This is a genomic window from Vibrio fluvialis (assembly GCF_900460245.1).
GTDB lineage: Bacteria > Pseudomonadota > Gammaproteobacteria > Enterobacterales > Vibrionaceae > Vibrio > Vibrio fluvialis.
Genome location: NZ_UHIP01000002.1, coordinates 998,137 through 1,010,414, shown reverse-complemented (window position 1 = coordinate 1,010,414; position 12,278 = coordinate 998,137). Strand labels below are relative to the sequence as shown.

General features: G+C 48.4%; 12 protein-coding genes. 7 read left to right on the top strand and 5 right to left on the bottom strand.

The annotated features are described in order from the left end of the window. The first annotated feature begins 130 nt into the window (after nucleotides 1-130). The 3 genes from fabV to DYA43_RS19695 all read left to right on the top strand — a co-directional run bounded on the left by fabV (nucleotide 131) and on the right by DYA43_RS19695 (nucleotide 5,220). The gene (gene fabV / locus DYA43_RS19705) at nucleotides 131-1,318 is read left to right on the top strand and encodes an enoyl-ACP reductase FabV (RefSeq protein ID WP_061055445.1); all 1,188 of its coding nucleotides are present in this window, start codon (nucleotides 131-133) and stop codon (nucleotides 1,316-1,318) included. A gap of 183 nt (nucleotides 1,319-1,501) precedes the next feature. Beyond that, nucleotides 1,502-3,415, top strand: a complete 1,914-nt coding sequence (locus DYA43_RS19700; protein WP_061055444.1) for a sensor domain-containing diguanylate cyclase — start codon at nucleotides 1,502-1,504, stop codon at nucleotides 3,413-3,415. A 155-nt stretch (nucleotides 3,416-3,570) separates the two neighbouring features. Further along, nucleotides 3,571-5,220, top strand: coding sequence for an ABC-ATPase domain-containing protein (locus tag DYA43_RS19695; protein ID WP_061055443.1), 1,650 nt, complete (start codon nucleotides 3,571-3,573; stop codon nucleotides 5,218-5,220). A gap of 75 nt (nucleotides 5,221-5,295) precedes the next feature. Here the strand turns inward: DYA43_RS19695 and DYA43_RS19690 are convergent, their stop codons facing one another. Both DYA43_RS19690 and DYA43_RS19685 read right to left on the bottom strand, forming a co-directional pair. Further along, complete coding sequence (locus tag DYA43_RS19690; RefSeq protein ID WP_024374991.1) at nucleotides 5,296-5,919, bottom strand: DNA-J related domain-containing protein; 624 nt, start codon at nucleotides 5,917-5,919, stop codon at nucleotides 5,296-5,298. 173 nt (nucleotides 5,920-6,092) lie between these two features. Continuing rightward, nucleotides 6,093-6,932, bottom strand: coding sequence for an isopenicillin N synthase family dioxygenase (locus DYA43_RS19685; RefSeq protein WP_020329119.1), 840 nt, complete (start codon nucleotides 6,930-6,932; stop codon nucleotides 6,093-6,095). A gap of 231 nt (nucleotides 6,933-7,163) precedes the next feature. Here DYA43_RS19685 and DYA43_RS19680 point away from each other — a divergent pair, with 231 nt between their 5' ends. Continuing rightward, on the top strand, nucleotides 7,164-7,775 hold the full coding sequence (locus DYA43_RS19680) for a DUF2238 domain-containing protein (protein ID WP_020329117.1): 612 nt from the start codon (nucleotides 7,164-7,166) through the stop codon (nucleotides 7,773-7,775). Between the two features lie 65 nt (nucleotides 7,776-7,840). Here the strand turns inward: DYA43_RS19680 and cutA are convergent, their stop codons facing one another. After that, nucleotides 7,841-8,164, bottom strand: a complete 324-nt coding sequence (gene cutA, locus DYA43_RS19675; RefSeq protein WP_020329116.1) for a divalent-cation tolerance protein CutA — start codon at nucleotides 8,162-8,164, stop codon at nucleotides 7,841-7,843. Nucleotides 8,165-8,469: 305 nt separating this feature from the next. Here cutA and DYA43_RS23165 point away from each other — a divergent pair, with 305 nt between their 5' ends. Beyond that, the gene (locus DYA43_RS23165) at nucleotides 8,470-8,682 is read left to right on the top strand and encodes a hypothetical protein (RefSeq protein ID WP_075990157.1); all 213 of its coding nucleotides are present in this window, start codon (nucleotides 8,470-8,472) and stop codon (nucleotides 8,680-8,682) included. 7 nt (nucleotides 8,683-8,689) lie between these two features. On the opposite strand, the gene DYA43_RS19665 is transcribed toward DYA43_RS23165, so the two are convergent. Both DYA43_RS19665 and DYA43_RS19660 read right to left on the bottom strand, forming a co-directional pair. Continuing rightward, complete coding sequence (locus tag DYA43_RS19665) at nucleotides 8,690-9,346, bottom strand: HAD-IA family hydrolase (RefSeq protein ID WP_020329113.1); 657 nt, start codon at nucleotides 9,344-9,346, stop codon at nucleotides 8,690-8,692. A 165-nt stretch (nucleotides 9,347-9,511) separates the two neighbouring features. Then, entirely contained in the window at nucleotides 9,512-10,015 is a 504-nt protein-coding gene (locus DYA43_RS19660; protein WP_061055442.1) for a hypothetical protein, read from the bottom strand. Nucleotides 10,016-10,184: 169 nt separating this feature from the next. On the opposite strand from DYA43_RS19660, the gene DYA43_RS19655 reads away from it, so the two are divergent. Further along, nucleotides 10,185-10,661: a CreA family protein gene (locus DYA43_RS19655; RefSeq protein WP_020329110.1), complete on the top strand. Its 477-nt coding sequence runs from the start codon at nucleotides 10,185-10,187 to the stop codon at nucleotides 10,659-10,661. A 120-nt stretch (nucleotides 10,662-10,781) separates the two neighbouring features. After that, a complete protein-coding gene (locus DYA43_RS19650) occupies nucleotides 10,782-12,086 on the top strand; it encodes an inosine/guanosine kinase (protein ID WP_061055441.1) in 1,305 nt (434 codons plus the stop codon). The last annotated feature ends 192 nt before the right edge of the window (nucleotides 12,087-12,278 follow it).

Here is a 12,278-nt window from a genome sequence, read left to right as displayed (position 1 = left end):
CACTAATGCGGTGGAATCTGCCTTCCTTGTTTAAAATCCCAGTTTTTAATGGTCTAGCTCAATAAAATTTACGCAGCTTTACGATATTGTTAACGCTCCCCCTACTGTAATGAAACAAAGGTGATCATCAATGCGCATTGAGCCCGTTATTCAGGGTGTAGTGGCCCGCACCGCTCATCCACTTGGCTGTGAACAAGCTGTTTTACAACAAATTGAGTACGTTAAATCGGCAAAACCGATCACACAGGGGCCCAAACGCGTTCTGATCCTCGGGGCGTCATCCGGATTCGGTCTGGCGGCACGCATTGCACTCACATTCGGCGGAGCCAAAGCCGATACCATCGGCGTATCCTTTGAGCGCGGCCCGTCGGACAAAGGTGTCGGCAGCGCTGGCTACTTCAATAATCTGGCGTTCAAGAAGCTGGCCGACCGAGAAGGCCGTATCGCCATCAACATCAATGGCGACGTATTTTCTAAACAAGTCCGTGAACAAGTCATCGAAGCGATTGAAACCTATTTTGAAGGCGAAGTGGATCTGGTGATTTACAGTATCGCCAGTGGCATGCGCCGCAAACCCGGCAGCGAGGATTTCTGGCGCTCAGCAATCAAACCCATCGGTGAGCCCGTATCTGGCGCTGCCATTCTGCTGGAAAATGATAAGTGGGTCGATGCTACTTTAGAGCCTGCCAACGAAGAAGAGATCGATAGCACGCTGCGTGTTATGGGCGGTGAAGACTGGGAGGATTGGATCGATACGTTAATCAACACCGAATCTGTTGCTCAAGGCTGTAAAACCATCGCGTTTTCTTATGTGGGCCCTGAGATTACCCACCCTATCTACCTGGACGGTACGCTCGGCCGGGCGAAAATCGATCTGCACCAAACCAGCCATTCGCTCAATCTTAAACTGGCGAATTTTGACGGCGGAGCCTACGCGACCGTGTGTAAAGCCCTCGTGACCAAAGCCAGCGTATTTATTCCGGGTCTCAGCCCGTACCTGCTCGCTTTGTATCGAGTCATGAAAGAGAAAGGTACGCACGAAGGCTGTATCGAGCAGATGCATCGTTTGTTCAGTGACAAGCTGTATGGCAAAAATCCCGTTCCCGTTGATGGTGAACGCTTGGTTCGTATGGACGATTGGGAACTCAATCCTGATACGCAAGAGCGAGTGCGCCAGTTGCTGTCGGATATGAACGGTGACAACTTTAAACAGGTTGGCGATTACGCCGGGTTCAAAGCGGAGTTTCTGCGTCTCAACGGGTTTGATTTTGACAATGTCGACTACGATGCAGACATCGACTTAGAACGCTATAAGTAATTTCGCGAGTCGTTCGTGACAATTTCTGTCAATTTGTGAAGGTCCCGAGTATTTGTCGGGACTTTTTTTGTCGAACAATAAAGCTGTTCATATACTGATAAAGACGTGCTGCAACCCTAAGCAGCGCGCATGCTGAGCAAGGATTGTTCAGATTCCTCTGCCGACTTTCAAAGGATTGACTGTATGTCGAGAATCAATACGCATGCATTAACTGTCCCCCAAGATATGCTGAGTGGCTGGCAAACCATCGTTAACCTGCTTGCCGATATCCTCCATGTTCCTGCCGCGCTGATCATGCGCATCCACGATGAAGAAATAGAAGTATTCTGCGCCAACAACAACGTTCGTCAGCCCTATCACAGCGGAGATACGGAGGCATTAGGCCACGGTCTGTACTGTGAAACGGTGGTGCACAGCCGCAAAGAGCTTGTGGTGCCAAACGCGCTCAACGACCTGAAATGGAGGAAGAATCCGGATATCGCACTGGGTATGGTCGCCTACTGCGGCATCCCCATTCTGTGGCCCAACGGAGACGTTTTCGGCACGATTTGCGTGCTCGACAACAAAGAGAATTTTTTCACCCCGACTTATCGGCAGCTACTCCATTGTTTTCGCACCGCGGTTGAGTCTCAGCTCACCGTGATTTATCAGCATCACAAACTGAAATTGCTGAACGATGATTTACAGGCCAGAATTCAAATTCGCACTCAGGACCTGGCCGATCTGAATTACTCACTGAATCAGGAAATTGATAAACGTAAAGCCGCCGAACAACTGGTCGCTTTTCAACTGCATCACGACAGCGGTACGGCCTTCTTAAACCGCACAGGATTAGAATCCGAGCTGGAACAAGCGTTGCAAAGCAAGCAACCGCTTGCATTGATATACATTGGTTTTGCCAATGCTCGTCATGTGCAGTCACGTCTCGGCTATCAGCGCTGGGAGCAGGTACTTAAACGCTATCGTGAACGCGTGGGTCATTTTGAAGGTGTAGAGATAGTCACTGCCAGACCGAGCGTCACCGATCTCATCTTGTTGGTGAAATCGGCATCGCTCGACAGAACCTTAGAACTGCTGTGCCATCGCTTAACCGGGATCCATCAGGCTGAATTTCAGCTTGACCGCGAACGGTTCCATCTCAACGCGTATATTGGCATTGCAACCAGTGCAGACAGCGACAACAGCAGTGAATTAATTCAGTACGCCACAGAGGCGATGCAAGCTTGTAAAGACTCCGGCTACTCGTTTTACTATCACTCGCAATCGGCGTTCGATAATGTCTCGTCGGCCAATGCGTTTGAAAGCTACCTGCTTCAGGCGCTGCAGAACGATGATTTATTGCTCTCTTTCCTGCCCAAAGTTGCGCCGGATTCTCGTCGCTGGCTTGGAGCGCAAACGTTATTGCGCTGGAGCCATCCTCTGCTCGGAGACGTCTCCCACGAAGCGTTAATGACGATGGCGGAACAAAATGGACTGATGTTTGAACTTGGCCATTTCATTTTGCGCCACACCATTGAAACAGCGAGTCGCTGGCGTACCGCCTATCCAGATCTGAAACTCACTGCCAGCATTTCGGCGGTCCAACTGCAAAATGGCCAATTGGCACAGCAAATAGAGGCGCTGCTGAACGCGCACGATGTGCTGCCATCTCAACTCGACTTGGAGGTCAACGAAAGCGCTTTGCTGTCTGACGAAGTGGTGGCACGTAATTCTCTGCAAGCCTTGCATGATTTGGGCGTGCATTTGACATTAAGCGAATTTGGCTCCGGCTTTGCTTCATTCCATCATCTGAAGAAATACCCGTTTGATGCGATCAAAATCGATAAGACGTTCATTCAGCAGCTTGTCAGCAACAGCGAAGATCAGGAAATCCTGCGCTCGGTGATTCATGTTGCTCAGAAACTTCATCTTGAAGTCGGCGTTGAAGGGGTTGATAGCCCAGAGCTGGACGCGTTTCTTGTCGAGGAAGGATGCGATTCTGCGCAAGGTTATTTGTACAGTCGCCCGATTGCCACAGAAGAATTTGAATTGGCCATGCTGAACCAAAGTTACTCGTTTGCCCCTTTGGGAAACGGAACCAGTCAGGCGGCAAAGTAAACCAGCTTATAGCGCCAACAAACGCCAATCGCTCTATCGCAGGGAATCAATTAAAGGTTTCCCCTCTGGTTTGAATTGCTTATCATCCCTTTACTCATAGGTGGGCGCTCCCTATAATCGCCCCCTTTTCTCTTTCTCAATGAGCGATAAACGAGATGGATTTATTAACATCTATACTGAAAAAACTCGAAAAACAGAATTACCGAGCGTATCAGCAAATTAAAGGCCAATATGATTTTGGTGACTATACCCTGTATATCGACTACGTTCAGTCGGATCCTTACGCATCCGCATCTCGTCTGCGCGCCACCCGCGCCTGGTCTTTGACCGGCTTGGATTGGCTACGCGAAAAATCGCCGTCTTATCAACGCGCTGCACGTGACTTTATTGCGCGTTCATTTGCAGAATTTGCCAAGCAGGAAAACTCCATTTCTATTTCGCTGACGGGTCAAACCGTGCTCGACAGCACCTCTGTGGTGTTTAACGATCACGGTATTGAGCTGCGTTTTCGCATGAGTCTGCCAGCAGAAGGCCGTGATATTCTGGCGAAAAAGGCCCTAAATATCCTGACCTTCCACATGCCGAAGTTTATTCGCCGCGCCACTATCGAACGTGAACTGGACAAAGAGGCGCTGATTCAGCACTGCGAAATCATCGAAGATCAGGATGCATTGCGTGCCCAACTGGCAGACAAAGGCTTGGTAGCGTTTGTCGCCAACGGTAGCGTACTGCCACGTCTGGCTGGTAACTGCGACCTGCCGATGAAAGAAGCTGTTCCTTTTACTGCTCCAAAAGAGTTGGAAGTGACACTGAGCACGCCAAACCAAGGTGACATTAGCGGCCTGGGTATTCGCAAAGGTATCACTCTGATTGTCGGCGGTGGCTTCCACGGTAAATCGACCCTGCTGACAGCGCTGGAGCGCTCAATTTACAACCACATTCCGGGTGATGGCCGTGAACGTATCGTGACCGATGGCAATGCGATGAAGATTCGCGCCGAAGACGGCCGCTGCGTACACAACCTGAATCTGTCGAATTACATTAACCATCTGCCGATGGCTAAGAATACCAGCGATTTCAGCACGCAAGATGCGTCTGGATCGACGTCTCAGGCCGCCTGGTTACAGGAATCGATTGAAGCAGGTGCAACGACGCTGCTGATTGACGAAGATACATCAGCAACCAACTTTATGATTCGTGATGAACGTATGCAGGCGCTGGTCAGTAAAGGCGATGAACCTATCACGCCGCTGGTTGACCGTATCGGTCAACTGCGTGATGAACTCGGCATTTCAACGCTGGTTGTTATGGGCGGTTCTGGCGACTATCTGGATGTGGCAGACACCGTGATTCAGATGCACGATTACCAAGCGGTGGATGTGACAGAAAAAGCACAGCAAGTGATTGCCCAGCACCCAACCCAGCGTCGCAACGAGTGTGAAACGCCACTGGCAACTTTCCCGCCGCGTTCATTCAATCGTGCAGCTCTGCAAAAAATTCTGGTTGATGGCAAATTCCGTGTGTCAGCGAAAGGGGTTGACTCACTGCGTTTCGGTAAGGAGTTTGCCGATATCTCTGCGCTGGAGCAGTTGGAATCTGCATCTGAAGTGAATGCAATCGGCTGGCTGTGGTTCCAGCTGGCACAATTACCGGGTTGGTCGAAAAATCCGGCCAAAGAGATGGCAGAGATGCTGACTGAGCAGTGGCACACCGCGATGCCAAATCACGGCGATCTGGCGAAACCACGCATTCTGGATGTGATGGCTGCATTAAACCGCATGCGCAAATCGCAGTTTAAAGCGTAAGTCTCATAAACCGTAAGCCATAAAAAACGCCCGCTGATAGTATCGCGGGCGTTTTTATTGGTATTCCAAACAGATTCAGTATTCTTGCCTTAGCACGTTCCAAGCTGCGCACAACACACGAAAACGTTCTGCGTCACCATTATCGCGATCAGGGTGCCAACGCAGCGCCAATTTACGCCACGTTTTACGAATCTCAAACGACGTTGCATCGCCGGGCAGTTCAAACAGGCGCAGCGCTTCACTACGGTTGATATTGCTGACATCTTCTCCGCCGACAAATCGACGATAACGAGTCCAAAATTCATTGAGCAGCCGCTTCACTTCCCCTTCACTGGCTTCATAATGCTCCCAATGCGTGTAGTAATCACGCAATGGCTCGTCCGGGTCTATGACATGATTGGCGTTACGAAACATCGGCATCAGCACAATATCCATTGCTTCGACCTGAAGCCATTTTTGCGGATAGAGAATTTCCTGCAACTGATACAGCGCATTCATGATCAGAAAGTTGCGTTTAAACAGATCTTTCTCTGGCGCACTGTCTAACACCGGAACCAGTTCTAACTCGCCCAGATGAGCGGCCAAGGTGTGGACTTTCCAGCCGGAGGGCTGTCGCTTCAGCACTTCCAGAATTGGCCATAGCAGCGGATTTTCCATGTACGTTTGGAAAGTTGCGCTCAGCGGTTGTGTTTCAGACATACGATGCTCGTTTTTCAATCCCTTGCATAAATTCAAATCCAAACTCAGCCATTTGTCGAGTTGCACTTTTCTTTACTATGCAAGTTTTTGAACTAGCGTCTGTTTCTGATGCAACGCTGACACAATAAAAAGCCAGCATCACGCTGGCTTTTTTACCATTAAGTAGGTAATGCTCAGATTACGCCCAGCTCACGCAAGCGTTCCATCAGGTAGCTGTGCGCTGTGTAACGCTCAGACAGTACAACTTCTGGTTTCGGATGCAGGAACAGAGGCAGAGAAATACGCGACTGAGTCTGACGCTCACCCGTTGGGTTGATGACACGGTGCGTTGTGGATGGGAAGTAACCACCCGACGCTTCCTGTAGCATGTCACCAATGTTGATGATCAGGTTGCCAAAGTCACACGGTACATCGATCCATTCACCATCACTGCCCATCACCTGCAAACCAGGTTCGTTTGACGCAGGGAGAACCGTCAGCAGGTTAATATCCTCATGCGCCGCCGCACGAATCGCCCCCGGCTCTTCTTCACCACTCATTGGCGGGTAATGCAGCACACGCAGCAGCGTTTTTTCACTGCCGTTGATCATCTCAGACAACGCAATGGAAAAGCGTTGCTGAACTTCAGCAGGTGCATGAGCTTCAACCCAGCTCAATAACTCAGAAGCAAATGCGTTCGCACGGTCATAATAATCCAGAATCTGCTCTTTCAGCTCTTGCGGGATCTGGCCCCAAGGGTAAACATGAAAGTACTCTTTGATGTCTTTCACTGTATGGCCCTTCGCCACTTCAGATACGCTTGGCGGGAAATAACCGTCCTGAGTTTCTACGTTAAATTGGAACTCGTTTTTACGCTCAGACATAAAAAATTGGTACCAGTTTTCGTAGATGGACTCGACCAGCTCTTTTGGAATCGGGTGGTTTTTCAGAACACCAAATCCGGTTTCACGCAGTGACTTTACAAATTGCTCTGCGGCATCCGGAGCAAGATAATCGACAGTTTCCAGTTTCATGACTTTACTTTTTTGTTATGGGATTTGAACGCGGGATTTTAAAAGTCACCATGGGGTAAATCAAACTTTAATGAAATGATCATGTTTGAATGCGCTGAATCTGAGCGACTAACTACACTTTCAACAGTAAACGTTTACGTAACACTGACTCGAACGCGTGAAAACACAATTGAACGGCGTTCATAATAATGGCAACATAGGTACGTTACTTCACAAGGGAATGATAACCACATGAATTTTCCGAAAAGTTTGATTGGTTTTACGTTGGCGTATGCCTTGGTGTTCGTGTTCTCCGCTATTGCTCCGTCCTCTCGTGCCGTGTGGATTGCTGAAATTCTGCCAGCGATGCTGATCCTCGCCGGGATCTGGTGGGTTTCCAGCCATCAGCGATTAAGCAAAACGGCTTACTTCCTGATGTTTATCTGGCTGACTCTGCATACGATCGGGGCTAAATATACCTTCGCAGAAGTGCCGTTTGACTGGTTCAACCAACTGATTGGGTCAGAGCGCAATAACTTTGACCGAGTTGCGCATTTTGCTATCGGTTTATACGCCTACTCGATTGCGGAATATCTAATACGCCGCCAGTTGGCCAACCGTTGGATTGCCGGCGCCTTTGCTCTGTTCTGCATCATGAGTATCGCAGCGGGCTATGAAATTATTGAGTGGTGGTACGCTGACTTGGCAGGCGGTGAAGAAGGCATCGCGTTCCTGGGTTCACAAGGTGATATTTGGGATGCGCAAAAAGACATGCTATGCGATACCCTTGGTGCAATAACGGCACTGTTTATCATGAGTTGGCAGTGCCGCGTGCAACCCAAGCGCTTTGCTGTCGTCTCTTGAACCGCTTTTTAGAAATCCGATTAAGGAGCCAAACGGCTCCTTTTTTTATCTCTTAACTTTATCTCTTAACGAGGTGTGTTTTGTTCTATCCAGGCGAGGTAAGGATTAAAACCGTCCACAATCGGCACTTGCACAATCTGAGGCACCTCGTAACAGTGTAGCTGTTCGATTTCCTGCTCCAGCTCGGCATAGCAGGCTTTACGCGTTTTAATGATCAGCAGAATTTCTGAGTCACAGCACACTTCGCCATTCCACAGGTAGTGACTTTGAATTGGCATACTTTGCACACAGGCGGCTAACTGTTTTGACAACAAACTGTGAGTGATTTGCTGAGCGTTCTCCTGGCGGTTTGTGGTGGTCAATACAATACAGAAATCATGGTTGTCCATCTAAGCCTCCTCGCTTTGCAGCGTATTGATGCGTTTCACTCGCTAACCAGAAACAGCATATACCGAAATATCGTATTTCGTCAGTGCATCGACCTAAAGCTGAGAGCCCGGCATTGACCAGTAAAACCATTTGTAGCCAAATGGCTAACTCACTGTTAATGCAACCGGTAGCATTGTTAATTATGAAATCACTCTCAAAATCAGCACAAACCTTGTCACTGTAACAGTACGTGGCCAGGAATCGGATTATTCTAAAACCATAATTAAATACATTTGATTCTTTTATCGCTGCCGAGTATTTCTCTATGACTAAAAACTACGACGACATTTCATCCACCGATGGTTGCCCTCTTTGCCAACACGACGAATATTTTGTTTCACAAGACGGGGAAAAGTTTATCTGCGGACAATGCGGATTTAAAACTGACCACCTGAAAAGCATCCAGATGCAACTGAGTTTGTTGCAAAGTGCTTCAGCGCTACGTTGCCCATCGACACACAGAAAAACCATGCATTAAAAGTGCGTTAGCAAACATACTCTGTGAGATGTTCTAGTTTTGACAGGATCACGACTTCATCGTAAGTCGTTCGGTTTGAGGGGTTTACTGGTTGCACCTGAAACGTTGTGACGCCAGCCAAGACCCCGGCTTCCACTCCTTTTGCCGTATCATCAACGTAAATGCACTCATCTAAGAGAAATCCCATATTCATCGCGCAATAGCGAATCAAGTCCGGCTCAGGCTTCCAGCTGTTGGCTTCAAACGCGGAAAACACTTTGCCGGTGAAATACGGCATTAAGCCAGCTAATTGAAGAATGGATTCGATTTTTTTCCGGGGAGCATTGGAGGCGACGCAAAACTCAATATCATGGTTGCTCAGCGTATCCAATAAAGTAATCACGCCGTCCATCGGTTTCAGTTCAGCAGCAAAGAGAGTTTCCAACTCTTCGCGATAGCGGGTTTCCAGCACGTCAATATCCGCGCTCATACCAGCCAATTCCAAGGTAGTATTGAGAATGTCGGCGATCTTGCCGCCTTCAAAATTCTGCGCGATGTCTGAAATAGATAATTCAGCACCAAGATCGTTGAAAATACGGACTAATGCCTCGCAGCACAGGCGCTCGCTGTCAACTAAGGTACCTTCACAGTCAAAAATAACGCAGTTCGTTTTTTTGTCAGCCATATACGCTCCTCTTTACAAGCAGTGTATACGGCAGAGGGACAGGCGAAACAACGCATTAAAGGAAATGAAACCGCTCTCACACAGTGAACATCAATTTATCAACCGACATCACTTTTCTGGCTTTACACACCAAGCGTTGTCTTAACAGTGTCACATCATTGGGGATCAAAGCTCGATGAATACATCACCGCTAAATGCATGATTCTGAAGCCATTTCGCTACCACAGCATTGGCGAACTCACGTTCATCGCCGAATGCGCTCACGGAACGTACTACAACATCCGACAACAAGACGGCATCAGCTTGCGCGGTAAGAATCGCAGCCGCCACAGGCTCTGACTCGGAGAAACCCAGATAAAGGGCACAAGGTTCGGAATAGATGATTTGAGTAAAGAATTCGACCAGCAGGTTTTGTTCCTCTTCGCTGGCCATCTGTGAGGCTTGCAGCAGAGCAAACATAATGGTCAGTCGATGGAAATCAACTAAATAGATGTCATCCAGCTGGCCTTGAACAGGTTGGTCAAGCAGAGGCTGAGTTTGTCGCTGCTCGCTCAACGTTTGGTATAGCGCGCGCCCTTTAATGCTTTCCGGCGTTGGATACTCTACGTCAACTTGACTCCAGAGCCACTGGTTTTTGATTTCAACAATCGCGTGAGATGACGGCGTCATAAGGCGTACTTCTTTATCGTTAACAAAAGTTCAAGTGCTGGCCATCCATCAAACATCGAGTGAAACAGTTGGCAAAGCGTCGCAAACCCGGAGTCTAGCACAATTCTTGTCTGTTTTTATCGAAACATACTGCTATCATAAATCCAACACGAACAGTTGGAATTATAAAATGATCAAGAAATTAGCCGTGGTTTCCCTTTGCACCCTCGCTCTTGCCGCTTGTGACAGCTCAGAAGTCGGCGATGTGAGTCTGGGCGTGTTTACGACCCAAGATATTAAGCTCAACAACCTGACTGACCCTGATGTCCCTGGCGTGACTTGCCACATTGCCAGCATTGAAGCCGATCTGAGTCTGGCTGATCCTTCCGATTCTTCAATTTCTTGCCGTCAAACGGGCGAAATCACACCAGAAATGATCGCGAAAATCGACAAGTCGAAAGCGGGCGATGTCGTGTTTAAAAAATCGAAAAGTATTTTCTTCAAAACCATGAAGATCCGTCGAATTTTCGATGCACAAACACAAACGCTGATGTACGTCTCTTATTCAACCAAAGAGACATCAGGCAGCTTCAAACACAGCCTGTCGACCGTTCCATTGTGGGGAACCAAAGCTTACAACGCGTTCCCAGCCCCTACCGACAAGTAATTATTGTATTAAAAGAGAGCGACTTGATCTGAGTCGCTCTTTTATGTCGTAAAAGTGAAACTTCAAATAAATTTTTGTGATATTATTCACGAAAATTTTTCACCATTGCCCACTTAACACATGAAGTTTCCTGGACAGCGCAAATCTAAGCATTATTTTCCCACGCACGCTCGTGATCCGTTGGTTAATCAAATCCAACAATCTACTCATCTCCATCGCCCTACTGTCGTCGGTGTCGGCCAGACTATCGTTGATATTGAAGCGCGTGTGGATAATGAATTCTTAGAAAAATATGACCTGAGTAAAGGACACTCTCTGGTACTGGAAGAGAGTAAAGCCGATGCGCTTTACGACGAACTGGTAGAACGCGGACTGATCACGCACCAATACCCGGGCGATACCATCGGTAACACCCTGCACAACTACTCTGTACTGGCAGACAGTAAATCTGTGCTGTTGGGGGTGATGTCCAAAAATATCGAGGTCGGGTCTTATGCGTATCGCTATTTGTGCCGCACTTCCTCACGCATGAACCTGAACCACCTGCAGACTGTGGACGGCCCGATCGGACGTTGCTACACGTTGATCTCAGAAGACGGTGAACGCACTTTCGCCATCAACGAAGGTCACATGAACCAACTGCATCCAGAAAGCATTCCGGAAGAGGTGTTTGATAAAGCATCAGCGCTGGTTGTTTCCTCTTATCTGATGCGTGGCAAGCCTGAAGATCCAATGCCAAAAGCCGTGCAACGTGCCATTGACATTGCCAAAGCGAAATCTGTACCTGTGGTGCTGACTCTCGGCACTAAGTACGTGATCGAAGGTAATGAAAAATGGTGGCAGGACTACCTGAAAGAGCATGTCACGGTTCTGGCGATGAACGAAGAAGAAGGTGAAGCGCTGACAGGCAAGAAAGATCCGCTTCTCGCTGCTGACAAAGCACTGGAATGGGTGGATTTGGTGCTATGCACCGCCGGTCCGGTTGGCCTTTACATGGCAGGTTATGTTGACCAAGCGGTGAAACGCGAAACCGAACTGCCGCTTCTGCCGGGTAATATTCCTGAGTTCAATAAATACGAATTCAGCCGCGCGATGCGCCAGCAAGATTGCGACCATCCACTGCGTGTTTATTCACACATCGGCCCTTATCTGGGCGGCCCGCTGGAAATCAAAAATACCAATGGTGCCGGCGATGGCGCATTGTCCGCCTTGTTGCACGACATGGCAGCAAACAGCTACCACCTTCGCAACGTGCCGAATTCAGCCAAACATGACCGTGAATACCTGACTTACTCTTCGCTGTCGCAGGTGTGTAAGTACGCTAACCGCGTCAGCTATGAAGTGTTGACGCAGCACTCACCGCGTCTGTCGCGTGCTCTACCTGAACGTGAAGACAGTCTGGAAGAGACTTACTGGGATCGTTGATACCCTGCTCATTACCTGCATTGGTTATAAAAAGCGGCTTTATGCCGCTTTTTTTGTGGTTTAAATTTGCTAACACAAATCATTATCAAATCAAACTCTGTTGCGTCAAAATCATGCGCATACGCACGCTTATTATTTACATAAAATTTCATAATTGAGACATTCTTTCGTAAAGTATATAGTTGACGCTTA

What these genes read in the sequence shown, in the direction of transcription:
- fabV (WP_061055445.1), top strand. Translation starts at nt 131, where the DNA reads ATGCGCATTGAGCCCGTTATTCAGGGTGTAGTGGCCCGCACCGCTCAT.
- DYA43_RS19700 (WP_061055444.1), top strand. Translation starts at nt 1,502, where the DNA reads ATGTCGAGAATCAATACGCATGCATTAACTGTCCCCCAAGATATGCTG.
- DYA43_RS19695 (WP_061055443.1), top strand. Translation starts at nt 3,571, where the DNA reads ATGGATTTATTAACATCTATACTGAAAAAACTCGAAAAACAGAATTAC.
- DYA43_RS19690 (WP_024374991.1), bottom strand. Translation starts at nt 5,919, where the DNA reads ATGTCTGAAACACAACCGCTGAGCGCAACTTTCCAAACGTACATGGAA.
- DYA43_RS19685 (WP_020329119.1), bottom strand. Translation starts at nt 6,932, where the DNA reads ATGAAACTGGAAACTGTCGATTATCTTGCTCCGGATGCCGCAGAGCAA.
- DYA43_RS19680 (WP_020329117.1), top strand. Translation starts at nt 7,164, where the DNA reads ATGAATTTTCCGAAAAGTTTGATTGGTTTTACGTTGGCGTATGCCTTG.
- cutA (WP_020329116.1), bottom strand. Translation starts at nt 8,164, where the DNA reads ATGGACAACCATGATTTCTGTATTGTATTGACCACCACAAACCGCCAG.
- DYA43_RS23165 (WP_075990157.1), top strand. Translation starts at nt 8,470, where the DNA reads ATGACTAAAAACTACGACGACATTTCATCCACCGATGGTTGCCCTCTT.
- DYA43_RS19665 (WP_020329113.1), bottom strand. Translation starts at nt 9,346, where the DNA reads ATGGCTGACAAAAAAACGAACTGCGTTATTTTTGACTGTGAAGGTACC.
- DYA43_RS19660 (WP_061055442.1), bottom strand. Translation starts at nt 10,015, where the DNA reads ATGACGCCGTCATCTCACGCGATTGTTGAAATCAAAAACCAGTGGCTC.
- DYA43_RS19655 (WP_020329110.1), top strand. Translation starts at nt 10,185, where the DNA reads ATGATCAAGAAATTAGCCGTGGTTTCCCTTTGCACCCTCGCTCTTGCC.
- DYA43_RS19650 (WP_061055441.1), top strand. Translation starts at nt 10,782, where the DNA reads ATGAAGTTTCCTGGACAGCGCAAATCTAAGCATTATTTTCCCACGCAC.